Below are 20,808 nucleotides of genomic sequence, written 5' to 3'. Positions count from 1 at the left end.
TGGGTCCGCATGGAAACAGCTAAGCACCACTGGTGTCAACAGTGGTGCTCAGTGGCCGCGGATATCCTGGCGCGATGACCGAGCCAGCTCCCGCGCCCGCCCGGCGCCGCCGCTCCCTGGGCTTCCTCACCCCGGAGCTGATCGTGGACGCCGCCATGGCGATCATGGAGCGGGACGGCGCGGACGCCCTGACCTTCCGGCGGCTCGGCGCCGAGCTCGGCGTCGACCACACCGCCGTGCTGCGCCATTTCGGCGGCAAGGACGACCTGCTCCTCGCGATCACCGACCGGCTGCTCGCCGAGTCCCTGGACGGTCTCCAGCCCTCGGGCGACTGGCGCGCGACCCTCTCCGAGCTGGCCCGGCGCGTCCGCCGCGCCTGCCGCTCCCACCCGCACGCCGCCGCGCTCGTCGCGGGCCGCACCGCCCGCCGCGACCACGAGTTCGCCGGCGCCGAACTCGTGATCGGCGCGCTGCTCCAGGCGGGCCTGCGCGGGCGCGAGGCCGCCTCCTGCTACCGCGCCCTGGTGGACGTCGCGCTCGCCTACTCGGCCTTCGAGGCCGTCCAGCTCACCCTGTCCGACGACGCCGTGGAGGGTGACCGCCGGGCCTGGAGCCGCGAGTACCTCGCCCTGCCGCCCGACCGGTACCCGAACATCGCGTCCGTCGCGTCCCACCTCCCCGAAGTGGACGCCGAGGACCAGTTCGAAGTGGCCCTGGCCCTCTTCCTGGACGCCGTCGAACTCCGCGCCGCCCGTGCCGCCCGCACCGCCCGAGCCGGCCGCGCCTGACCGCGTTCAGGACGCGGAGAACCCCCACGTCTCCAGGAACCCCGGCCGCGCCGACTCGTCCACCAGTTCCAGGTTCGCCCCGATCGCCCCGACCCGGTGGTAGGCGAAAGGACGCCCGTACGGGCATCCGGAGAACTCCACGCCGAACCCCTCGTCCGAAAGCCGCGCCGAGTCGCCCTCGACATCGGACGACCAGAACCCGAGATGGTGGAAGCCCGGCTCGGACGTGTCGCCCCACGGCCCGCCGGGAGCCGCCTCGATCAGCTCGACGTGCGGCGGCCCGTCGGAGAACACGATCCGATAGTCCCAGTCGCCGATCCGTCCCGTCCGCGGCTCACGCCAGGTGAGCGGCGCGGCACGGGACAGATCGCGCATCGCGGCGCCGAGGTCGGGCACGGTGAAGCAGACGTGGTAGTACGCGGTCACCGTCCCGACCCTAGTGCCGCCCTCAGAACGTCTTGCTCGTCACCGGCAGGTACGGCCCCTGGGCGGGCAGGTACAGCCGGAAGGAGTACCCCTGGCCCAGGCCGAGCCGGTCGATGTAGATCATGCCGGTCCTGGTCGTCCTCGTGGTGCGGTACCAGTGCCAGGTCCTGCTGCCCGCCCGGCGGTAGTAGAGCCCGACCTTGAGGCCGCCCATCCTGGAGAACGAGTGCTGGCCGTCGTACCAGTCCTGGAGGTGGCCGTACACGGTCGTGCCCCGCTTGCCGCGGTCAGCGTGCGGGGCGGGATTCGTGAAATGCCCCTGGTCGGTGATGGTGTGGGGAGCGGTCGCGCTGCTGCTCGCCAGGTTCACGCCGTCGCCGACCACCCGGGCCTGCCAGTCGGCGGCGCCCATCGGCGCGTAGGCGATGAACGAGAAGTTCCCCGAGGCGTCCGTCTGGGTTCCACCGATGGTGTGCCAGGCCTTGGTGCCCTTCGGCCGGTAGAAGAGGCTCACGATCGGGGGTTGGGCGGGGCCGCCCCAGCTCGTGCCGTGCCCCCACTGCACCCGGCCGGTGACGTAGCCGTCGTGGTGGGCCTCGGTGGTCGCCGGAACCTTGAAGAAGGCGAAACGGGTGTCGTCGTACGCGCTGATCAGCGCGGTGCCGGGCTGGTCGCCGGTGTAGTAGGCGTCGCCGTCGTCAGGCAGCGCGACCTTGTAGACCTCCGGCACCCGGGCCGTGACCTCGACCCGGAAGCGTCCGTCGTCACCGCTGGTGACGGATCGGCTGGTGCCCTGGTCACCGTCGAGATCGAGTCCCACGCGCGGAAGCGGCTTCCAGGCGCCGTCCAGCGAGATCTGCGCGACGCCCGTGATCGCGACGGTGGTGCCGGAGCGCACCGAGGAGGGGGCCGGGTCGAGCACGACGCGGCCGGGCGACCGCTCGGGCCGTTCCGTCGCCACCGAGGCCCGGGACGGCTGGTACTGGCCGTCGCCACCGAACACGACGATCAACGCCCCGCCGGACGGCAGGTCCACGGTCGCGGTGAACGCGCCGTCGGCGCCGGTCGTGACGGTGGTGAGCGTCGTGCCGTTGAGCCGGACGTCGACGGGCTCGTCCGCGACCGGCTGCCACTGGCGCGCGACCAGGTGCCGCAGGTGGCCCTGGACGGTCACCGTCCGGTGCTCGTAGCCGACCGTCGTGCTGGACGCGGACAGGTCGGCGAACTGCGTGCCCGACGCCGTGGCGGCGTGGGCGGGTTGGAGGGATACGGCGACCGTCACGGCGGTCGCGGCGAGGGAGAACAGAGCGGAACGGCGCACCGCACCTCGGCCTTTCTCGAAAGGAGGAGGTGATCGTACGCCCGAGTCGATCAGCCGCGGAGATCACCCCCCGCCGGTCGCCGCGGCGGCGGCGCGGGCGGCGAGATCGCGCAGGTGGGAGGCCAGTTCGGGCGGGCCGTGGACCTCGAAGGGGCAGCCGAGCATGAGCAGGCGGTTCGCGAGCCAGGGGAGGGTGTCGGCGCGTCCGCGGAGCCGGCAGGTCCCGGCGTCGATCGGCTCGATCTCGCCCGGGGCGGTGCGGAGGGCGCGGACGGCGTCGGCGGCGGGCAGGTGCAGCGTCGCGTCCACCTCGAACGTCGGGACGACCGAGTACAGCCGATCCAGGACGTAGGCCGCCGCGTCGCCGCCCGGCACGTCCCGCGCCGGGTACCGCTGCCCCGTCCGGGACGGCTCGGACACGCGGTCCACCCGGAACACCCGCCAGTCGTCGCGCGCGACGTCGAAGGCGAGCAGGTACCAGCGCCTCCGCACGGGGACGAGCCGGTGCGGTTCGACCACGCGCCGCTCGTCCCGGAACAGCAAGCGCAGCCGCTCCCCGGCGCTCGCCGCGGCGGCGATCACCGCCAGGACGCCGGGATCGACGTTCGGCTCGTCCGGCTCGGGCACCGGCGCCTCCACCACGTCGCCGAGCGCCGACACCCGGTGCCGCAGCCGGGACGGCAGCACCTGCTCCAGCTTCGCCAGCGCCCGGACGGCGGCGGGCCCGATGCCCTCGACGGGCTGGCCGCCGACCGTCCGCAGGCTGACCGCGACGGCGACGGCCTCCTCGTCGTCCAGCAGCAGCGGCGGCATCGCGGTGCCCGCGACCAGCCGGTATCCGCCCGTGGGTCCCATCGTCGTCTCGACCGGATAGCCGAGGTCGCGCAGCCGTTCGACGTCGCGCCGGATCGTCCGGGGCGTGACCGCGAGCCGCTCGGCGAGTTCCGTCGCCGACCACCGGCGCGGCGTCTGGAGGTGGGACAGAAGCCTCAGCAGGCGCGACGACGTCTCGGCCATGCGGCTCCTTCACTCCATGATCGGTGATCGGAGAATACGCAGAATCAATCTCCCTGTGTAGGAACAACCCTGACCTACACGGTTTCTAGCGTCATCTTCATGAGCAACGAGATCCGCCCGTTCCGCATCGACATCCCGCAGGCCGACATCGACGACCTGCACGACCGCCTCGCGCGCACGCGCTGGGGGAGGACGCTTCCGGGCGACGGCTGGGACCGCGGAGTCCCGGTCGGATTCATGAAGGAGCTCGCCGAGTACTGGCGCACGGAGTTCGACTGGCCCGCGCAGGAAGCGCGGTTCAACGAGTTCCCGCAGTTCGTCACGGAGATCGACGGCTACGACGTGCACTTCCTGCACGTCCGCCCCGACACCGCGCCCTCCTCCGACGCCGCGACCATGCCGGACGCCGCGACCATGCCGGACGCTCCTGGCGTCTCGCGCGGGCTGCCGGTGCTGCTGGCGCACGGCTGGCCCAACTCGTTCGTCGAGTTCGCGGAGCTGATCCGGCCGCTGACGGAGCGCGGTTTCGATGTGGTCGTGCCGAGCGTCCCGGGCGTCGGGTTCTCCGAGGCGCCGCGCGAGACCGGCTGGGACGCGGCGCGCGTCGCTGGCATGTGGATCGAGCTGATGCGCCGGCTCGGCTACGACCGGTACGGCGTGGAAGGCGGTGATTTCGGCGCGTACGTGGCGCCCGAGATGGCCAAGGCCGCGCCCGGCGACGTCGCGGGCGTCTACATCATCAGCGGCCTGGGCTTCCCCACCGAGAAGGACGTCCCGCACATGCTCCCCGAGGAGAAGGCGCAGTACGACCTGATGCAGCAGTGGATGGGCGCCGCCGTACTCGACCACCACCACGTCAACCGCGTCGCGCCGCAGACCTTCGCCTACGGATGGGACGACTCGCCGACCGCCGCCCTCGCCTGGATGACGCACAAGTTCAACGATTTCGCCACCGGCGCGTTCGACGCCGTGGACCGCGACCTGTTCCTCGCCAACGCCAGCCTCTACTGGTTCACGCAGTCGTTCGGCCCGGCTGCCTGGCCGTACTACAGCCGGGGCAAGGACGCGGGGTCGGGCTGGCCCGAGGGACAGAAGGCCGTTCCGTCCGGCACCTACAGCGGCCCTCCCGGCATCCGGCGGCTCGCCGAGCGCGCGAACGAGATCGTCCACTGGGGCGAGGGCAATCCCGGCACGCACCACTTCGTCGCCATGGAGGAGCCGGACGCCGTCGCCGCCGACATGCGGACGTTCTTCGACCTCGTCCGCTGACGAACGCGACCGGAACCGGAGATCACCAGGGGAGCGGACGGCCGTCGCGGAAGAACCCGCCGGTCGGGCCGTCGTCCGGGAGGGTGGCGGCCCAGACGATCCCGGCGGCCCCGTCCGCGACCGGACGGCCGCCGGGCCCGCCCATGTCGGTGGCGACCCAGCCCGGGCAGACCGCGTTGACCAGGATCCCGTCGGCGCGCAGCTCGGCGGCGAGCATCCGGGTCAGCGCGTTCAGCCCGGTCTTGGTCACCGTGTACGCGGGCGTGCCGCTGCCCATCCCGTTCAGGGACGCGGCCTCGCTCGACACGTTCACGATCCGCCCCGCGCGGCTGTGCCGCAGCAGCGGCAGGAACGCCTGCGCGAGCCGCCACGGCCCGTACAGGTTGGTCTCCGCCGCCTCGCGCACCACGTCGAGATCGGCGTTCACGGCCCGCTGCCACGTGTCGTAGGTGATCGCGGCGTTGTTGATCAGGACGTCCAGCCCGCCGGGCCGCTCGGCGACCGCCGCGGCCGCGCGCCGCACGTCCTGCTCGGACGTGACGTCCAGCCGCAGCGGGACGGCGCGCGCGCCCAGTTCGGCGGCCGTGTCCTTCGCGGCGTCCAGCGACCGGGCCGTGACGACCACCGTGTGCCCCGCCTCGACCAGCAGGCGGCTCACCTCCCGCCCGATGCCCCGGTTCGCCCCGGTGACCAACGCGATCATCCGCGCACGCTCCCTTCCGCCGCCGGTCGGACGATCTTGCTGCGTCGGGCCGGCCCGTGTCCAACGCGAAACGGCCGCCGCGCGAAACGCGCGGCGGCCGTTCTCCGTACGGACGTCATTTCTCCATGCGGACGTCAGTTGGCGGAGTCGCCGCCCCCGCCGTTGCCGCCCCCGCCGTTGCCACCGCCGCCGTTGCGGCGGCCGAGGCGGTCGAAGAGGCCGCCCGCGGCGTTCGCCGCCGCGTCGGCGATGTCGCGGACCTTCCCGACGAACGGGTCGGCGCTGTTCTCCCAGGACTCGCGGTACGACCTGGCCGCGTTCCGCATCTCCTCGGTGATCGAGGCGCTGGAGTCGTCCGCGCGGCGCGGGTAGTCGCCCGCGAGGATCCGCTCGTACTCGCCGCCGCGCGCCCACCGGTCGATCTCGGCGAACCGGATCACCGAGTACGGGTGCGACTGGTTCAGCAGGTTCAGGAACTTCAGGAACCCGTCCCGGACGTCCCCTGCGGCGTCGTACTCGCGCGCCTGCGCCAGGAACGCCTCGGCGTTCATCTCCGACAGGCGGGTGCCGCCCGCCAGCTTCATCATCACGCGCTTGGCGGCCTCCAGGTCCTGCCCGCAGAGGAGGCCCGCGCGGTCGGCCGACAGCTCGGCCTTCCGGAACCACTCGCGCAGCCCCATGATGATCGCCGCGATCCCGATGTTGCCGAGCGGCAGCCACGCCAGCCGCGACCCGAGCTGCATGAGGATCATCATCATCGTCTGGTACACCGCGTGCCCGGACAGGATGTGCCCGACCTCGTGCGCGATGACGAACCGCAGCTCCTCGTCGTCGTGCAGGTCGAGCAGCCCGGTCGTCACGACGATGAACGGGTGGTCGGAGCCGATCGCCATCGCGTTGGCGCGCGGGTCCTGGGTGACGTACACCTCGGGGACCTCGGGCAGGTCCAGGATGTAGGCGGCGTCGCGGACGATGTCGTGCAGGTGGCGGAACTGGTCCTCGCCCGCGCGGACGGCCCCGCCGAGGAAGGTCAGCCGGATGGCCCGCTCGTTGAAGAGCCCCGACATCTTCCGCAGGACGACGTCGAACCCCGTGAGCGAGCGCAGCGCCACCAGCGCCGAGCGGTCAGCGGGGTGTTCGTAGGCCCGGGAGCTGATCCCGGGGAAGCGCGTTCGTGCTCGGTCCGGTGTGTTGGTCGTCATATCCGGCATGGTATGTCCGACGATCGCCGGGGTGCGGGGGTTCCCGACCGCCGCGTCCGACACCGGCCCGCCGCTTCGGCGCCGACCGGCTCCGCGCTCGGTGATCGGTTCCGACAGCGGGCCGGACCGGGAGAAGACCGTGGACTTACCGAATGGCCGGTAAGTAAGGTCGGGCGTCCGGAGCGTGTGACACGCTTCACTCCAGGTGGACGCGGGAGGCGCGGATGTTCGACCCCAAGGCCGAGGCGATGTCCGTGGACGAGCGGGCCGCGCTCCAGCGGCACCGGCTGTGGGGGATGATCGACCGGCTCCTCGCCGCGGACGGTCCGCAGGGCCGGTGGCTCCGCGAGGCGGGGATCGAGGGCGGCGCCGACGTCCATCTGGACGATCTTCCCCGGCTCCCGTTCACCACCAAGCGGCAGCTCTGGGACGCCTACCCGTTCGGCCTGGTCGCCGTCCCGCGCGACCAGGTCGCCGCCGTGCACGGGTCGTCCGGGACGAAGGGGCGGCCGACGCTCGTCGCCTACACCCGCGCCGACCTGGACCTCTGGGCCTCGATGTGCGCGCGGTCCCTCGCCTGCGCCGGGGCCGGCGCGGGGAGCCTCGTCCACAACGCCTACGGCTACGGCCTGTTCACCGGCGGCATGGGCATCCACCAGGGCGCGGTGAAGCTCGGCGCGACCGTCGTCCCCATGTCGGGCGGGATGACCGAACGCCAGGTGAGGATGCTCGCCGACCTGAAGCCGGACATCCTGACCTGCACGCCCGCCTACGCCCTCCGGCTCGGCGAGGCCGCCGCCGAGGCCGGCGCGGACGTGTCGTCCCTGAAGGCCGGGATCTTCGGCGCCGAGCCGTGGTCGGAGGAGCTGCGCGCGGCGATCGAGGCGGTCCTTCCGCTGAAGGCGCTGGACGTCTACGGCCTCTCGGAGATCATCGGACCCGGCGTCGCGACCGAGTGCCTGGAGCAGGACGGCCTGCACGTCAACGAGGACCACTTCATCGTCGAGGCCGTCGATCCGCTGACCGGCGAGCCCGTCCCGGACGGCACGCCCGGCGAGCTGGTGTTCACCACGCCGACCAAGCAGGCGCTGCCGCTCGTGCGCTACCGGACGGGCGACGTGGCGTCCCTCGCCCGCGGCGGCTGCAACTGCGGCCGGACGCTCGTGCGCATGAGCAAGGTCATGGGCCGCGCGGACGACATGCTGGTCGTCCGGGGCGTGAACGTGTACCCGAGCGAGATCGAACGGGTGCTGCTCGGCTCCGGTTTGGTCGGCCCGCACTACCAGATCGTCGTGGACCGCCGGAAGGAGGCGGCGGTCCGGCTCATCGTCGCCTGCGAGGCCGCGACGGACGCCGCGGGCGGGGACGACCCGTCCGAACGGCTCGCCGGGCTCCTGCGCGCCGACCTCGGGCTGCACGCCGAGGTGGCCGTCGTGCCCGCCGGGACCGTGCCGCGCGTCGAGGTGGGCAAGGCCGTCCGGGTCGTCCTGTGGACCGAGGGCGCGCCTCCCCTGCCCGACCTCGCCTGATCTCACCCTCACCTCAACCTGACCTCGGGCCGACCTTGCGCCCGCTCCCGCCGCACGCCGGTAGCCGTCCGCCCCGGCGCCGGAGCGGTCCGGCGCGCTGGCTATTCTCGTCGGCATGACGCAAAAGCGGCGGCTGGGGATCATGGGCGGCACGTTCGACCCGATCCACCACGGCCACCTGGTGGCCGCGAGCGAGGTGGCGCACTTCTTCGCGCTGGACGAAGTGATCTTCGTGCCCACCGGGCTGTCGTCGCACAAGCCCGACCAGCGGGTCACCCCCGCCGAGGACCGGTACCTGATGGCGGTGATCGCCACCGCGTCCAACCCGCGGTTCTCGGTCAGCCGCATCGACATCGAGCGGTCCGGCCCGACCTACACCGTGGACACCCTCCGCGACATGCACGCCCTGCACGGCGACGACAACGAGTTCTTCTTCATCACCGGCGCGGACGCCCTGGCCAAGATGCTCGACTGGCACGACACCGAGGAGCTGTTCGAGCTGGCCCACTTCATCGGCGTCACCCGGCCCGGGCACCGGCTGGCCGACCCCGGCCTCCCGGACGGGCGGGTCAGCCTGATGGAGGTCCCGGCGCTCGCGATCTCGTCCACCGAGTGCCGCGACCGGGTGCACGCGGGCGAGCCGATCTGGTACCTCGTCCCGGACGGCATCGTCCAGTACATCAACAAGCGCAACCTCTACCGGGCCTGAGCCCCGCCCGCGGAGCGCGGGGGGAAACGCGAGGACGAGCGGTCGTCTCCGCCCCATACCCTGGAAGGGAGAGACCGTCGCGGGCCGTCCCGGCCCGTTCGCACGGATGGACGACACCGGGGACCCCGGGAGCCTCCCGTGAGAGGCTGAGCCCGGACACCACCCCCACAGGGAGGATCACGAGCGCACCGTGACCGCATCCGACAGGGCCGCCGAGCTGGTCCGGATCGCCGCCGAGGCGGCGGGCGACAAGCTGGCCGACGAAATCATTGCCTACGACGTGAGCGAGCAGCTCGTCATCACCGACGCCTTCGTGCTGTGCTCCGCCCCCAACGACCGGCAGGTCCACGCGATCGTGGACGAGGTGGAGAAGCGCCTGCGCGAGGAGGCGGGGGCCAAGCCGATCCGCCGCGAGGGCGAGCGCGAGGGCCGCTGGGTGCTGCTGGACTACGCCGACGTGATCGTGCACATCCAGCACGAGGAGGAGCGCACCTTCTACGCCCTGGAGCGGCTGTGGAAGGACTGCCCGACCATCGAGCTCCCCGAGGACGTCAACGCGCACATGGCGCAGCGCTCCCGGACGGCGGTCCCCGGTGAGTGACACTCCCGGAACCTCCCGCGCGCGCGCAGGCGAACCGGCCTCCGAGCGCACCGAAACCCCGACGCCCGAGCACATCGACGTCCCTGCGGCTGAGCGCAGCAGCAGCCCGGACGTGGCGGCGTCCGAGCGCCCCGGTGCGGCGGCCCCGGCGCGGCGCGAGCCCGGTCGCCGGCGGCTCGTCCTGTGGCGGCACGGCCAGACGGCCTGGAACGTGGAGCGCCGCTTCCAGGGCAAGACCGACATCCCCCTGGACGAGACGGGCGTCGAGCAGGCGCGCCGGGCGGCCCGGCTGCTCGCCGCGCTGCACCCGACCGCGATCGTGTCGTCCACCCTCGTGCGCGCGCGTGACACCGCGCAGTCCCTCGCCGACCTGACCGGCCTTCCGGTCGGGTACGACCCGGAACTGGTCGAGCGGGACGGCGGCGAGTGGGAGGGCCTGAACGCGCGCGAGATCCGCGAGCGCTTCCCCGAGGAGCACGCCCGCTGGGATCCGCCGGGCGGCGAGACCAGCGCGCAGGTCGCCAAGCGCGTCGGCACGGCGCTGGAGCGGCACGCTGCCGCGCTCGACCCGGACGGCGTGCTCGTCGTCGCCTCGCACGGCGCTGCGCTGCGGCTCGGCATCGGGCACCTGCTCGGCCTGCCCGAGGACGTCTGGGACCGGCTCGGCGGCCTGTCGAACTGCTGCTGGTCGGTGGTCACCGAGATGCGCGACGGCGGCTGGCGGCTGGCCGAGCACAACGCCGGAACCCTGCCCGAGCCGGTGCTCGGCGACGACCGGGCCTGACGTCCTTTTCGATTCGTCTGAACGCCGCCGGTCCTATATGCTGGCGGAGCGCTGCGGGGATGAACGTCCATCGCAGTCGCACGGGGCTATGGCGCAGTTGGTAGCGCGCCTCCATGGCATGGAGGAGGTCTGGGGTTCGAATCCCCATAGCTCCACCTACGAGAGAGCGGTGAGCGATGCTCACCGCTCTCTTCGCGTTCGATCTCCGTTGAAACGGACATCAGGGTACGCAGATGGCGAAATCACTCCCAGCGGGATGGTTTCATTACCGACCATGGGAAGACACCGCAGGGGAGCCCGGCGCGAGGTGACCGTCGCCGACCTGATCGACGCGCTGCGCCGGTACCCGTCCGACATGGAGGTGCGGCTCGCCACCCAGCCGCGCATGCCCCAGGAGCACACCGTGGGCGCGATCGCCGAGGCCGACGGGATGGTCTGGATCGGCGAGGGGCGCCAGGAGGGCTACGCCCCCGACGAGGTTGCCGACCGCCTCGGCTGGCGCTGACGCCGCTGACGCCGCTGAGGCTGCTGACGGCGCCGACGCCGCCGTCCCCGGCCGGGGCTTCGCGGCAGGAGGGCCCGGTTCGGGATGGTCCGAAGCGGTCTCGGCATGCACTAAGCTTTTCCCTGCGGGTCGCCTGGGAGGCACTCTCTCCGGGCGGGCGCGACGCGGGGCTATGGCGCAGTTGGTAGCGCGCCTCCATGGCATGGAGGAGGTCTGGGGTTCGAATCCCCATAGCTCCACAGCGACGAGAGGGGCCGGTGGCGACACCGGCCCCTCTCGCTTTCCCCCTCGGAAATCTTTGCCTTCGCGGCGATGTCCGGTCAGTAGCGCAGGACGGCGCCGACCCCGAGCTCCGCCTGCGGCGTGATCGCCGGAAGGATGGTCAGGTCGCCGTCCGTCGCCGCCACCGCGCGGATGAGCGCGGCGTCGGCGCGGTCCTCGGCCGGCTCGTCCACGCCCATCTCCCGCAGGCGTTCCGGCGACGCCGCGATCTCGTGCGGGCGCGGCCCCACCCACAGCCGGGTCGGCGCGGCCGGGTCCTCGTCCAGCAGCAGCGACTCGACGCGGCCCCCGAAGGCGGCCTCGGCCGTCGCGGGCAGCCCGGTCACCGCGCGCTGGCCGACCGCCAGCTCCCGCTCGAACCGCTCGGCGACCTTCATGATCCGCTCGGCGCGCTTCAGTTCGAGCAGGCGCTCGATCTCGTCCTGCATCGCCTCCCCGTCCGGGCCGCGGTCGGTCTCGACGGTGTGCGGGAGCAGGTTCTCGCCCAGGTCCTCCAGCACGGCCGAGCGGGCCTGCGGGTCCCCGGCGAGGATGATCAGCTCGGCCCCGCACCGCCGCGCGACGGCCTCCACCTTCCGGCCGACCTTGCGCGCGTTGGCCTTCCACGCCTCCTCCGCGGCCCGCTGGTAGCGGGACTGGTTCCAGTCGCCGCCCTTGGGCTTGTGGATCGGGTAGGAGTCGTCGCCCTCGACCTCGATGACCCGCGGCGGGGCGTCCTCGCCTCCGTCCGCGGACAGGTTCGGGGTCACGCAGGTGATCTTGCCGCCGCGCCGGTCCACCGACACCACCAGGTACGGGAACCGCTCGCCGAGGTCGGCCAGCAGCGGCAGGACGTGCGGCAGCGGCGCGCAGCGGGCCTGCTCGGCGCGCGGTGGACGGTCCATCCGCCGGACGTAGGCGACCTCCCCGTCCGCGGCGAACGCGACCAGCCCCTCCGAGCGGCGGTCGCGCAGGTCCTCCGCGACGACGGCCTCCAGCGCCCGCAGATCCTCCTCCGGGGCGCCCTGCGACGCCAGCTCTCCGCGTTGCGCCCGCCAGCGGAGCTCGGCGGCCTTCGCCGCGTCCTCGGTCGTGCGGGTCAGGTCCAGGTAGACGGACGCGTACGGACCGGATCCGGAGTACAGCGGTTTGAGGAAAGTCAGATCCATATATCCGCCCTACCCGCCCCATCTGCCTCAAACGTTCCCAACTGCATGGACGGCCCCGGTCGCTTACGTGGGGGACAATGCAGGCATGGCAGGCGTGCGCATCGGCATTCTGGGGCCGCTGGAGGCGCGGGACGAGACGGGCCGTCCCGTCGAGATCAGCGGGCCCCGGCTGCGCGCGCTGCTCGTCCGGCTGGCCCTGGAACCGGGCCGCCCGGTGTCCGCGTCCCGGCTCCTGGACGATCTCTGGGACGGCGCCCCGCCCGGCGGCAACGCCCTCCAGGCCCTGGTCTCGCGGCTGCGCGCCGCGACCGGGCGCGACCTGGTGGAGCACAGCCCGGCCGGCTACCGCCTCGCGCTCGATCCCGCCGCCGTGGACGCCGTCGCCTTCGAACGGGCGGTCACCGCCGCGCGCACGCTGTCCAGCCCGTCCGAGCGGGCCGCTTCGCTTCGTCAAGCTTTGGACATCTGGCGTGGCCCGGCCCTCGCCGACGTGGCGGACGCCGATTTCGCCCGCGCACGCGCGGCACGCTTAGAGGAACTCCGGCTCACGGCATTCGAAGACCGGATGGAAGCCGAACTTACGCTCGGCGAGTCAGTTTCGCTGATTCCCGAGCTGGAGGCCATCGCCACGGCCCATCCGCTACGCGAACGGCTGCGGGGCTTGCTCATGCGCGCGCTGAACGCGGCGGGCCGTCCGGCCGACGCCTTGCGCGTGTACGAGGAGACCCGAGAACTCCTGTCCGAGCACCTGGGCGTCGACCCGGCGCCGGATCTAGCGGCGCTCCACCTGTCGATCCTCCGCCGCGACCCCCCGACGACCGCCGCCCCGCCGCGCTTCGCCGCGAATCCGCGCCCCGCGGCAAGTTCGCCGACCGCCCCTGAGACGCGGTTCGCCGCAGGGCCTCCCGCCACAGGGACGCCGCTCGCCGCCGAACCGCAGCCCGGCGCGAAGGCGGAGCAACGCGCGAAGGCGCAGGTCGAGCCCGCTCCGGCGGTCGAGGAGCGCCGGACGAATCTGTCGGCGGGCCTCACCAGCTTCGTCGGACGCGACGAGGAGATCCGCCAGCTCGGCAAGATGCTCGGCGAGTCCCGGCTCGTCACCCTGACCGGGCCGGGCGGCGCGGGCAAGACGCGGCTCGCGTCCGAGGCCGCCGCGCCGCTCGTCGACCGGCTGCCGGACGGCGTCTGGTTCGTCCCGCTCGCCCCGATGGCGCCCGGCGGGACCGGCGACGCCGTCGCGCAGGCCGTCCTCGTCGCCCTGGACGTCCCGGACCTGCTGCGCCAGGCCGAGGGCCGCTCCGCGCCCCGCCCCCTGGACCGGCTCGCCGACCTGCTCGCCACCCGCCGCACCCTCCTCGTTTTGGACAACTGCGAGCACGTCCTGGACGGGGTCGCCGCCGCGGCCGACCGCGTCCTCGCCGCCGCGCCCGAGGTCAGGGTCCTCGCGACCAGCCGCGAACCGCTCGGCATCACCGGCGAGACCCTGTACCCGGTGCCGTCGCTCGCCCTCCCGCCGGCCGGCGCGGGCCCGGCGACCGCGCTGGAGCACGCGGCCACCCGCCTGCTCGCCGACCGCGCCTCCGCCGTCCGGCCCGGCTTCACCGTGGACGAGACCAACGTCGCCGACCTCGTGGAGATCTGCCGCGCCCTGGACGGCATCCCGCTCGCGATCGAGCTGGCCGCCGCGCGGCTGCGCTCGCTCACCCCGGCGCAGGTCGCGGCCCGCCTCGGCGACCGGTTCCGGCTGCTCACCGGCGGCAGCCGCACCGCGCTGCCCCGGCACCGCACGCTGCGCGCCGTCGTGGACTGGAGCTGGGACCTGCTCGACGACGACGAGCGCACCGTCCTCGCCCGGCTGTCGGTGTTCGCGGGCGGCGCGACGCCCGAGGCCGCCGAGCGGGTCTGCGGCGCGGGCCTGTCCGCCGACGTCATCGACGTCGTCGCGTCCCTGGTGGACAAGTCCCTGGTGATGGCCGACGGCGACGCCGAGCCGCGCTACCGGCTGCTGGAGACCGTCCGCGTGTACGCGCGCGAGCGCCTGGACGAGTCGGGCGAGACCGACGCCGTCCGCGCCGCGCACGCCGCGTTCTTCCTGGAACTGGCCGAACGCGCCGAACCCGAGCTGCGCCGCAGCGACCAGCTCGCCTGGGTGGAGCGGCTCACCACCGAGCGCGACAACCACAACGCCGCGTTCCAGACCGTCCTCGAGAACGGGGACGTCCGCAACGGGCTGCGCCTGGTCAGCGCGCTCGTCTGGTACTGGCTGATGCGCGACCTGGAACGGGAGGCGTGCACCTGGGCCGCCGCCGTCCACCGGCTCGCCGGGGACGAGCCGCCGCCCGGCCTGGAGGAGGAGTACGCCCTGTGCGCCTTCAGCGGGACGGTCATCACCCGCGCCGACCAGGACGGCCCCGCGCCCGAGTTCTTCGGCGAGACGATCGCCGAGCTGCTGCGCTTCCTGCCCGAGCGTCCGCGGCATCCGCTGTCGGTGATCGCCCGGCCGGCCTCCCACCTGTTCGTGAACGAGGTCCCCGCCGCCGCCGAGGGCTTCCGCGAGCTCACCGGCCACCCGGACCCGTGGGTCGGCGCGATCGCCAAGACCCTGCTGACCTTCATCACCCTCCACAGCGGCGACGTGGAGGCGTCCTACGCCAGCGCCCGCGAGTCCTACGAGGGGTTCCGGGCCATCGGCGACCGGCTCGGCATGGGCATCACCCTGACCGTCCTGCTCCACATCTCGCTGAGCCAGGGCAGGCCGGAGGAGGCCGTCGAGTACGGCGAGGAGGCCCGCCGGTACGCCGCCCAGGGAGTCAACCCCGACCAGGGCTCCACGCTCCTGATCCGGCTCGCGGGCGCGCGGGCCGCGCTCGGCGACACCGAACGCGCCTACCGGGAGCTCGCCGAGGGCATCCGCACGGCGGTCCGCATCGGCGAGTACGCGGACGCGACGGTCGGCTACATCACCCAGGCCGAGTTCCATATGCGCGACGGTGACCTAGCGGCGGCCTACGAGTCCGCGCGACGCGCTTTGGAACTGGTCGAGCCCCGCGCCGCCAGGCAGGATTTCCACAGCGCTACAACACTCACTTACAGCAGGCTGGGCACGCTGGCCGCCGCCGAAGGCGACTTCGAGCGCGCGGCCGAATGGCACGCCCGCGCGTTGCGGCACGTCGACCCGAAGTCGATGCTCGTGAACCACACGATCGCGTCGGTCGTCGAGGGCATCGCGGGGTTGGCCGTCGCGCGCGGCGAATTCGAGCGCGCCGCTGAGCTCCTCGGGATGGCCCACGGCGCCCGGGGCTTCAACGACGAACAGGGCTACGACCGTCGCGAGGTCATAGCCGCCGTCCTGCCCGTCCTAGGCCAGGACGCCTTCGACGCGGCTTACGAACGAGGTCGTTCAGCCACACTCGAAGACGCCCTGGCCCTGACGCCTTGACCCTGCCTTTGCATCGGGCACGGCCGGTCTAGGCGCGGCGGGCGTACATGCGCATCGCGATCGGGAACGTCACGACGACGATCCCGACGGCCCAGGCCAGCGTGTACCAGACGTGGTTCCCCACGGGACCGCCGACGAGCAGGGCGCGGAGCGCGTCCGTCAGGTGCGTCACCGGGTTCACCTTCGTCCACGCCTGGAGCCACCCCGGCATCGTGCTGGTGTTCGCCACGAACACGCTGCTGCCGAACGTGAGCGGCATGACGAAGATGAACGAGAGCCCCTGGACGGTCTCCGGCGACGGCGCGATCAGGCCGACCATCACCGAGATCCACGAGAACGCCATGTAGAACAGGTACGCCAGGCCGAATCCGGCCAGCACCCGCAGCGGGTCCGAGCCGAACCGGAACCCCATCGCCACGCCCGCGGCCGACAGCACGACCATCACCGTCAGAAAGCGGACCGTATCTCCCAGGACAGTGCCGACGAGCGGCGCGGACCGCGCGATCGGCAGGCTCCGGAACCGGTCGAACACCCCCTTGCGGATGTCCTCGCTCAGCGCCGTCCCGAGGCCCATCGTGGCGAACATCGCCATCTGCGCCACCAGACCCGGCAGCAGTTGCTGCAGGTAGGCGTGCGTGTTCCCGGCGACCGCGCCGCCGAACACGTACAGGAACAGCGTCAGGAACACCAGCGGCATCAGCGTGACGTCGATCAGCTTCTCCGGCGAGTGCCGCAGCTGCGCGATGTTCCGCCACGCCAGCGTCAGGCTGTGCCGGACGGTCCGCCGCGCGCTGATCCGGGCGGGCGGCAGCGTGGCCGCCGGGGCGGTGGTCATCGTGGTCATCGGACGCTCCCTTCGAGCGTTGCCTCGACGGCGGACTCGTCCGCCGCATGTCCGGTCAGGGTCAGGAACACCTCGTCCAGGCTGGGCAGCCGCAGCGCGACCTCGGCGGCCACCAGGCCCGCCTCGTCCAGCCGCTGCACCACCGCGCGGAGCACGCCCGGATCGGTCACGGGCGCCGTGACCAGGCCCGCGTCCGGGCGGACCTCCGGCCGCTCGCCGGTCAGCTCCGCCACGATCGCCGCGAGCTGCTCGGTGCGGAACACCTCTGCGGCCCGCACCGCGAGGGTCTGCCGCCCCGCCCGCGCCTTCAGCTCCGCCGGCGTCCCGTCCTCGATCACCCGGCCGTGGTCGAACACCGTGATCCGGTCGGCGAGGGCGTCCGCCTCCTCCAGGTACTGCGTGGTCAGCAGCACCGTCGCGCCGTCCAGCGTCATCTCCCGGACGGTCTCCCAGACCTCCCCGCGCGCCCGCGGGTCCAGCCCGGTCGTCGGCTCGTCCAGGAACACCACCCGCGGCCGGTTGATCATGCTCGCGGCGATGTCCAGCCGCCGCCGCATGCCGCCCGAGTACGTCTTGACGGCCCGTCCCGCCGCGTCGCTGAGCCGGAACCGCTCCAGCAGCGCCGCGGCGCGCGCCCGGGCCTCGGCCCGCGACAGGTCCAGCAGCCGGCCGATCATGACCAGGTTCTCCCGGCCGGTCAGCTCCTCGTCCAGCGACGCGTACTGGCCGGTCAGCCCGATCAGCGCCCGCACCCTCGTCGCGTCCCGCATCACGTCGTAGCCGCAGATCTCCGCGCGGCCCTCGTCCGGCTTCAGCAGCGTCGCGAGGACCCGCACGGCCGTCGTCTTGCCCGCGCCGTTCGGCCCGAGGACGCCGAGGACCGTCCCCTGCTCGACGGTGAGATCCACACCGTCCAGCGCCTGCGTCTCGCCGAACCGCTTGCGCAGCCCCTCGGCCTTTATGACCTGGCTCATCCGTAGCCTCCCGAAGTATCGACGGCGGCGATCCACCACCGCCGCGCCCATCGGGCGGCGACGGGACGCCGCCCACGACCTCGAGATTCCGGCACCCGCCTGACGCGCCGCCGTCACGGTCCCGGCCCGGCTGACGTTCCGCTGACACGGCCCTGACGCCTGGCTAAGATCACGCCGCATGCCCGGCATCGAAGAACCCCTCGCACTCGCCCGCTACAGCGACGCCTTCGAGAACTTCGCGGGCCGCTCGTCCGCCGCGGTGATCCACCGGCAGGACGTCCTGAACGCCTTCCTCGGCGACGCCGAACGCCAGTTCGACCTGCGCGCGCGCACCCTCAGCGGCGCCGGCACGGTCCTCGGCGGCGTCACGAGCATGGGCAGCTTCTCCCACCTCAGCCAGACCTGGCTCTGGTCCTGGGCGAACCCCGCCTTCTCCTGGGACGACCCGTTCGTCGCCCCGCTGCGCGCGGTCTACGACCTCGGCGCGCACTACGAGATCGTCGAGTTCACCACGGGCCACATCGACTTCTCGGGCTTCCCCAACCCGGCGCAAGCGGCGACCACGATGGTCCTGGGCGCGGCCGACATCCTCGGCGGAAACGGCTGCTGGTCATGCCGCATCAACGACGGCAAGGGCTCCGCCTACATCCACCTGGACGACCCGCAGATCCCACCGGCCACCTACAGCCACATCGCCTCGGCGCGCCTCCTGATGACCGCCGCCGAAGTCTTCCCTGCGAACCCCAAGCTCATCGTGCAGGGCTACATCGCCCGCTACGGGACCCGGTACAAGGAGGGCCCGAACGTCGTAGCCGGAGACATGGTGGACGGCAGCGAACTGGTCGTCCGCTTCGACGAACACGGTCGCATCGCCGCCATCTCCGCAGGCAAAACCCCCTCCTGATCTTTTTGCTCGTGCGCGCGCGTTCGTGCGCGCGCGTTCGTGCGCGCGCGTTCGTGCGCGCGCACGACCCCACCCGGCACGGCGTGGACATCGAGACCATGCGGCAAGGCGAGGAGCGTGCGGCGGGGCGTCGAGCACCAGGGGTCAGGCGTCGCGCGGCAGCCCGTTGCGGACGGCGATGACGGCGTCGGCGATAAGCCGAGCGACCTCTTCGGTGCTGCGCCCACCGTCTCCGTCCCGTCCGGCGAGCAGGTCGAAGGACTCGAAGCTCGTCAGTTGCCACGCGACGTCCAGGACCTGCGCCGCCGGTGGCTCGCCGTCGAAGCGGCCGAGCAGCGTGATCAGGGCCGTTCGGCGCATCCCGTCGCGCTCGCGCAGGAGCTTGTCCAGGTCATCGTCCAGCACCGCCATGCCACGGAGCCGGCGCACCACGGGACGCTCGGACGCCCAGAATCCGCAGAACGCCGCGCAGAACCGGGCCAACGCCTCGTCCACGCCGTCCGCCGCGAAAGCCGCTCCCAGGGACAGTCCGGCTTCCTCGGCGAGCGAGTCGAACAGCGCCTCCAGCAGCCCTGACTTGGATCCGAACGCGTTGTAGACCGTCTGCCGGGACACGTCGGCCGCCTTGGCGACCGCGTCCACCGACAGGCGGGTCATCCCCGTCCCGGACAGGTGCTCGCGAGCCGCGGCGAGGACGCGACGGCGGGTCTCCTCGGCGGCGGCGGCCCGCCGGTCCGAACGGTAGGGGCGCGGCGACATCCTTGACCGTCCTCAAAATTGGATTTACTGTCCGTCCAACGAACTCTACCGGAAAGCAGGCCCGCCGTGCACACCGCGACATACCGTCCCCTGGACGGCCGAGTGACGATCGTGACCGGAGCGAGCCGCGGCATCGGCGCCGCGACCGCCCGCGCCCTGCACCGCGCCGGATCCGCCGTCGTCCTCGCCGCGCGCGACGCCGACGCCCTGAAGGCCCTCGCCTCCGAGATCGGCGCGGATGGAGGGCGTGCCCTGGCCGTCCCGACCGACGTCGGCGACGCCTCGGCCGTCGAGCGACTCGTCCAGCAGGCGCTCGACACCTACGGACGCGTCGACGCCGCGTTCAACAACGCCGCGGGCGGCGGCCACCGCCCCACCCGCCTGGCGGACGTCGCCGTCGAGGATTTCGACAGTGCCCTGACCGTCAACCTCCGCGGCGTCTTCCTGGCGATGCGCCACGAGATCCCGGCGATGCTGGCCTCGGGAGGCGGGTCCATCGTCAACATGTCGTCCACCGCCGGCCTCCAGGCCGTCGGCGGACTCGCCGGGTACGTGACCAGCAAGTTCGGCCTGATCGGCCTCACCAGGACGGCCGCCCTCGACTACGCCGACGCTGGTATCCGCGTGAACGCCCTGGCCCCCGGGCCGATCCTCACCGAGCAGCTGCAACGCGCGGGGGAGCAGGCGCGGGCGGCGGCGGCCCAAGCCATGCCGATGCGCCGGATCGGCGCTCCCGATGAGGTCGCCGAAGCCGTGGTCTGGTTGTGCTCGGACGCGGCGTCCTTCATCACGGGAACGGTCCTTCCGATCGACGGCGGCAAGCTCGCGGGCATGGCCCCCTTCAGCCAGATGCCACCCGCGAAAACGCCCGCCACCAGCTGAGTTCGCGACGGCGTCCGGTCGCGATGCGCTCCGATTTGACGACCCCTCGGGGAGTACCTAATGTTCTTCCTGCCCCGAGGGGATGCGGGACGCCGAGAGGCGGACGGCCCCGGGGAGACCACCGAAGGGAAAACCGTTCGAAGCACGCTTCGGATCGCGTTACTCTGGTGTGGTCAGCCCGGAACGGGATGCAGGACGCCGGACACGGCGGCCGGCCCGAGGGACTCCAGCGAATGATCACGTCGGATGACGTCTAGTCGTCTGCGCCCTCATGCGCTGGGCGGGCGAGCTCAGAAGATCGGCTCGGAAGAGCCGGTTGACACGAGTGAAGAACCCGGTAAGATAGAAGGGTTGCCCCGGAGCGAGGCCCGCGAAAGCGGGACGAGCGCGGTGGGTGTCCGTTTCTTGAGAACTCAACAGCGTGTTAAAAGCCAGTGCCTTTATAGATCAGGCGATGCGCCTGGTCACCCCGTGGCCCTGACCGGAAGGTCGGGGTGGGGATTTCTTTGAGGCAAGCGGTCTTCGGATCGCATGCTGGGATCTTCGGATTCCTTCGGAGGTTTGGCGGTGCGGGTTCGCCCCCGTGTCCGTCGTTGGACCTTGATGGAGAGTTTGATCCTGGCTCAGGACGAACGCTGGCGGCGTGCTTAACACATGCAAGTCGAGCGGAAAGGCCCCTTCGGGGGTACTCGAGCGGCGAACGGGTGAGTAACACGTGAGCA

Annotated in this window: 19 protein-coding genes, 2 tRNA genes and 1 rRNA gene; 13 read left to right on the top strand and 9 right to left on the bottom strand. The window is 72.4% G+C overall.

What is annotated here, in order from left to right:
• The first annotated feature begins 74 nt into the window (after positions 1-74).
• The gene (locus ACFPCY_RS28280; protein ID WP_378259942.1) at positions 75-788 is read left to right on the top strand and encodes a TetR/AcrR family transcriptional regulator; all 714 of its coding nucleotides are present in this window, start codon (positions 75-77) and stop codon (positions 786-788) included.
• Positions 789-794: 6 nt separating this feature from the next.
• Here the strand turns inward: ACFPCY_RS28280 and ACFPCY_RS28275 are convergent, their stop codons facing one another.
• The 3 genes from ACFPCY_RS28275 to ACFPCY_RS28265 all read right to left on the bottom strand — a co-directional run bounded on the left by ACFPCY_RS28275 (position 795) and on the right by ACFPCY_RS28265 (position 3,552).
• Positions 795-1,214: a VOC family protein gene (locus ACFPCY_RS28275; protein ID WP_378259940.1), complete on the bottom strand. Its 420-nt coding sequence runs from the start codon at positions 1,212-1,214 to the stop codon at positions 795-797.
• A 22-nt stretch (positions 1,215-1,236) separates the two neighbouring features.
• Positions 1,237-2,535: a hypothetical protein gene (locus ACFPCY_RS28270; protein WP_378259938.1), complete on the bottom strand. Its 1,299-nt coding sequence runs from the start codon at positions 2,533-2,535 to the stop codon at positions 1,237-1,239.
• Positions 2,536-2,598: 63 nt separating this feature from the next.
• Positions 2,599-3,552: a helix-turn-helix transcriptional regulator gene (locus tag ACFPCY_RS28265; protein WP_378259936.1), complete on the bottom strand. Its 954-nt coding sequence runs from the start codon at positions 3,550-3,552 to the stop codon at positions 2,599-2,601.
• Between the two features lie 99 nt (positions 3,553-3,651).
• On the opposite strand from ACFPCY_RS28265, the gene ACFPCY_RS28260 reads away from it, so the two are divergent.
• A complete protein-coding gene (locus ACFPCY_RS28260) occupies positions 3,652-4,821 on the top strand; it encodes an epoxide hydrolase family protein (RefSeq protein ID WP_378259934.1) in 1,170 nt (389 codons plus the stop codon).
• 22 nt (positions 4,822-4,843) lie between these two features.
• On the opposite strand, the gene ACFPCY_RS28255 is transcribed toward ACFPCY_RS28260, so the two are convergent.
• Together ACFPCY_RS28255 and ACFPCY_RS28250 are read right to left on the bottom strand one after the other, a co-directional pair.
• Complete coding sequence (locus tag ACFPCY_RS28255; protein ID WP_378259932.1) at positions 4,844-5,524, bottom strand: SDR family NAD(P)-dependent oxidoreductase; 681 nt, start codon at positions 5,522-5,524, stop codon at positions 4,844-4,846.
• 134 nt (positions 5,525-5,658) lie between these two features.
• Positions 5,659-6,726 carry a M48 family metallopeptidase gene (locus ACFPCY_RS28250; protein ID WP_378259930.1) on the bottom strand — a complete coding sequence of 356 codons (1,068 nt, stop codon included), beginning with the start codon at positions 6,724-6,726 and terminating at the stop codon, positions 5,659-5,661.
• A gap of 224 nt (positions 6,727-6,950) precedes the next feature.
• On the opposite strand from ACFPCY_RS28250, the gene ACFPCY_RS28245 reads away from it, so the two are divergent.
• From ACFPCY_RS28245 to ACFPCY_RS28215, 7 genes are all read left to right on the top strand, one after another.
• Positions 6,951-8,255: a phenylacetate--CoA ligase family protein gene (locus ACFPCY_RS28245; protein ID WP_378259928.1), complete on the top strand. Its 1,305-nt coding sequence runs from the start codon at positions 6,951-6,953 to the stop codon at positions 8,253-8,255.
• 115 nt (positions 8,256-8,370) lie between these two features.
• Positions 8,371-8,964 carry a nicotinate-nucleotide adenylyltransferase gene (gene nadD / locus ACFPCY_RS28240; RefSeq protein WP_378259926.1) on the top strand — a complete coding sequence of 198 codons (594 nt, stop codon included), beginning with the start codon at positions 8,371-8,373 and terminating at the stop codon, positions 8,962-8,964.
• Positions 8,965-9,154: 190 nt separating this feature from the next.
• A complete protein-coding gene (gene rsfS, locus ACFPCY_RS28235; RefSeq protein WP_378259924.1) occupies positions 9,155-9,565 on the top strand; it encodes a ribosome silencing factor in 411 nt (136 codons plus the stop codon).
• Between the two features lie 112 nt (positions 9,566-9,677).
• Positions 9,678-10,349, top strand: coding sequence for a histidine phosphatase family protein (locus ACFPCY_RS28230; protein WP_378260693.1), 672 nt, complete (start codon positions 9,678-9,680; stop codon positions 10,347-10,349).
• A gap of 82 nt (positions 10,350-10,431) precedes the next feature.
• Positions 10,432-10,504: transfer RNA gene (locus ACFPCY_RS28225), tRNA-Ala, on the top strand.
• Positions 10,505-10,623: 119 nt separating this feature from the next.
• Positions 10,624-10,854, top strand: coding sequence for a hypothetical protein (locus ACFPCY_RS28220; RefSeq protein ID WP_378259922.1), 231 nt, complete (start codon positions 10,624-10,626; stop codon positions 10,852-10,854).
• 166 nt (positions 10,855-11,020) lie between these two features.
• Positions 11,021-11,093: transfer RNA gene (locus ACFPCY_RS28215), tRNA-Ala, on the top strand.
• An 81-nt stretch (positions 11,094-11,174) separates the two neighbouring features.
• Here ACFPCY_RS28215 and ACFPCY_RS28210 read toward each other — a convergent pair.
• Positions 11,175-12,284: a baeRF2 domain-containing protein gene (locus ACFPCY_RS28210; protein ID WP_378259920.1), complete on the bottom strand. Its 1,110-nt coding sequence runs from the start codon at positions 12,282-12,284 to the stop codon at positions 11,175-11,177.
• Between the two features lie 85 nt (positions 12,285-12,369).
• Between ACFPCY_RS28210 and ACFPCY_RS28205 the strand changes: the two genes are divergently transcribed.
• Entirely contained in the window at positions 12,370-15,723 is a 3,354-nt protein-coding gene (locus tag ACFPCY_RS28205; RefSeq protein WP_378259918.1) for an AfsR/SARP family transcriptional regulator, read from the top strand.
• Positions 15,724-15,751: 28 nt separating this feature from the next.
• Here the strand turns inward: ACFPCY_RS28205 and ACFPCY_RS28200 are convergent, their stop codons facing one another.
• Both ACFPCY_RS28200 and ACFPCY_RS28195 read right to left on the bottom strand, forming a co-directional pair.
• Entirely contained in the window at positions 15,752-16,567 is an 816-nt protein-coding gene (locus ACFPCY_RS28200) for an ABC transporter permease (RefSeq protein WP_378259916.1), read from the bottom strand.
• On the bottom strand, positions 16,564-17,541 hold the full coding sequence (locus ACFPCY_RS28195) for an ATP-binding cassette domain-containing protein (protein ID WP_378259913.1): 978 nt from the start codon (positions 17,539-17,541) through the stop codon (positions 16,564-16,566). The genes ACFPCY_RS28200 and ACFPCY_RS28195 overlap by 4 nt, the downstream gene beginning before the upstream one ends.
• A gap of 178 nt (positions 17,542-17,719) precedes the next feature.
• Here ACFPCY_RS28195 and ACFPCY_RS28190 point away from each other — a divergent pair, with 178 nt between their 5' ends.
• Positions 17,720-18,445, top strand: a complete 726-nt coding sequence (locus tag ACFPCY_RS28190; protein WP_378259911.1) for a DUF6882 domain-containing protein — start codon at positions 17,720-17,722, stop codon at positions 18,443-18,445.
• Between the two features lie 144 nt (positions 18,446-18,589).
• Here the strand turns inward: ACFPCY_RS28190 and ACFPCY_RS28185 are convergent, their stop codons facing one another.
• The gene (locus tag ACFPCY_RS28185; RefSeq protein WP_378259909.1) at positions 18,590-19,204 is read right to left on the bottom strand and encodes a TetR/AcrR family transcriptional regulator; all 615 of its coding nucleotides are present in this window, start codon (positions 19,202-19,204) and stop codon (positions 18,590-18,592) included.
• Positions 19,205-19,270: 66 nt separating this feature from the next.
• Between ACFPCY_RS28185 and ACFPCY_RS28180 the strand changes: the two genes are divergently transcribed.
• Positions 19,271-20,086 carry an SDR family NAD(P)-dependent oxidoreductase gene (locus tag ACFPCY_RS28180; RefSeq protein WP_378259907.1) on the top strand — a complete coding sequence of 272 codons (816 nt, stop codon included), beginning with the start codon at positions 19,271-19,273 and terminating at the stop codon, positions 20,084-20,086.
• 600 nt (positions 20,087-20,686) lie between these two features.
• Positions 20,687-20,808, top strand: a 16S ribosomal RNA gene (locus tag ACFPCY_RS28175); the annotation flags it as partial.

It is taken from the genome of Actinomadura gamaensis, assembly GCF_042652125.1.
Classification (GTDB): Bacteria; Actinomycetota; Actinomycetes; order Streptosporangiales; family Streptosporangiaceae; genus Spirillospora; species Spirillospora gamaensis.
This window is presented reverse-complemented; position numbering and strand designations above follow the sequence as displayed.

What these genes read in the sequence shown, in the direction of transcription:
- ACFPCY_RS28245 (WP_378259928.1), top strand. Translation starts at nt 6,951, where the DNA reads ATGTTCGACCCCAAGGCCGAGGCGATGTCCGTGGACGAGCGGGCCGCG.
- ACFPCY_RS28185 (WP_378259909.1), bottom strand. Translation starts at nt 19,204, where the DNA reads ATGTCGCCGCGCCCCTACCGTTCGGACCGGCGGGCCGCCGCCGCCGAG.
- ACFPCY_RS28195 (WP_378259913.1), bottom strand. Translation starts at nt 17,541, where the DNA reads ATGAGCCAGGTCATAAAGGCCGAGGGGCTGCGCAAGCGGTTCGGCGAG.
- ACFPCY_RS28205 (WP_378259918.1), top strand. Translation starts at nt 12,370, where the DNA reads ATGGCAGGCGTGCGCATCGGCATTCTGGGGCCGCTGGAGGCGCGGGAC.
- ACFPCY_RS28260 (WP_378259934.1), top strand. Translation starts at nt 3,652, where the DNA reads ATGAGCAACGAGATCCGCCCGTTCCGCATCGACATCCCGCAGGCCGAC.
- ACFPCY_RS28220 (WP_378259922.1), top strand. Translation starts at nt 10,624, where the DNA reads ATGGGAAGACACCGCAGGGGAGCCCGGCGCGAGGTGACCGTCGCCGAC.
- ACFPCY_RS28280 (WP_378259942.1), top strand. Translation starts at nt 75, where the DNA reads ATGACCGAGCCAGCTCCCGCGCCCGCCCGGCGCCGCCGCTCCCTGGGC.
- ACFPCY_RS28200 (WP_378259916.1), bottom strand. Translation starts at nt 16,567, where the DNA reads ATGACCACGATGACCACCGCCCCGGCGGCCACGCTGCCGCCCGCCCGG.
- ACFPCY_RS28210 (WP_378259920.1), bottom strand. Translation starts at nt 12,284, where the DNA reads ATGGATCTGACTTTCCTCAAACCGCTGTACTCCGGATCCGGTCCGTAC.
- ACFPCY_RS28190 (WP_378259911.1), top strand. Translation starts at nt 17,720, where the DNA reads ATGCCCGGCATCGAAGAACCCCTCGCACTCGCCCGCTACAGCGACGCC.
- ACFPCY_RS28255 (WP_378259932.1), bottom strand. Translation starts at nt 5,524, where the DNA reads ATGATCGCGTTGGTCACCGGGGCGAACCGGGGCATCGGGCGGGAGGTG.
- ACFPCY_RS28250 (WP_378259930.1), bottom strand. Translation starts at nt 6,726, where the DNA reads ATGACGACCAACACACCGGACCGAGCACGAACGCGCTTCCCCGGGATC.
- nadD (WP_378259926.1), top strand. Translation starts at nt 8,371, where the DNA reads ATGACGCAAAAGCGGCGGCTGGGGATCATGGGCGGCACGTTCGACCCG.
- ACFPCY_RS28265 (WP_378259936.1), bottom strand. Translation starts at nt 3,552, where the DNA reads ATGGCCGAGACGTCGTCGCGCCTGCTGAGGCTTCTGTCCCACCTCCAG.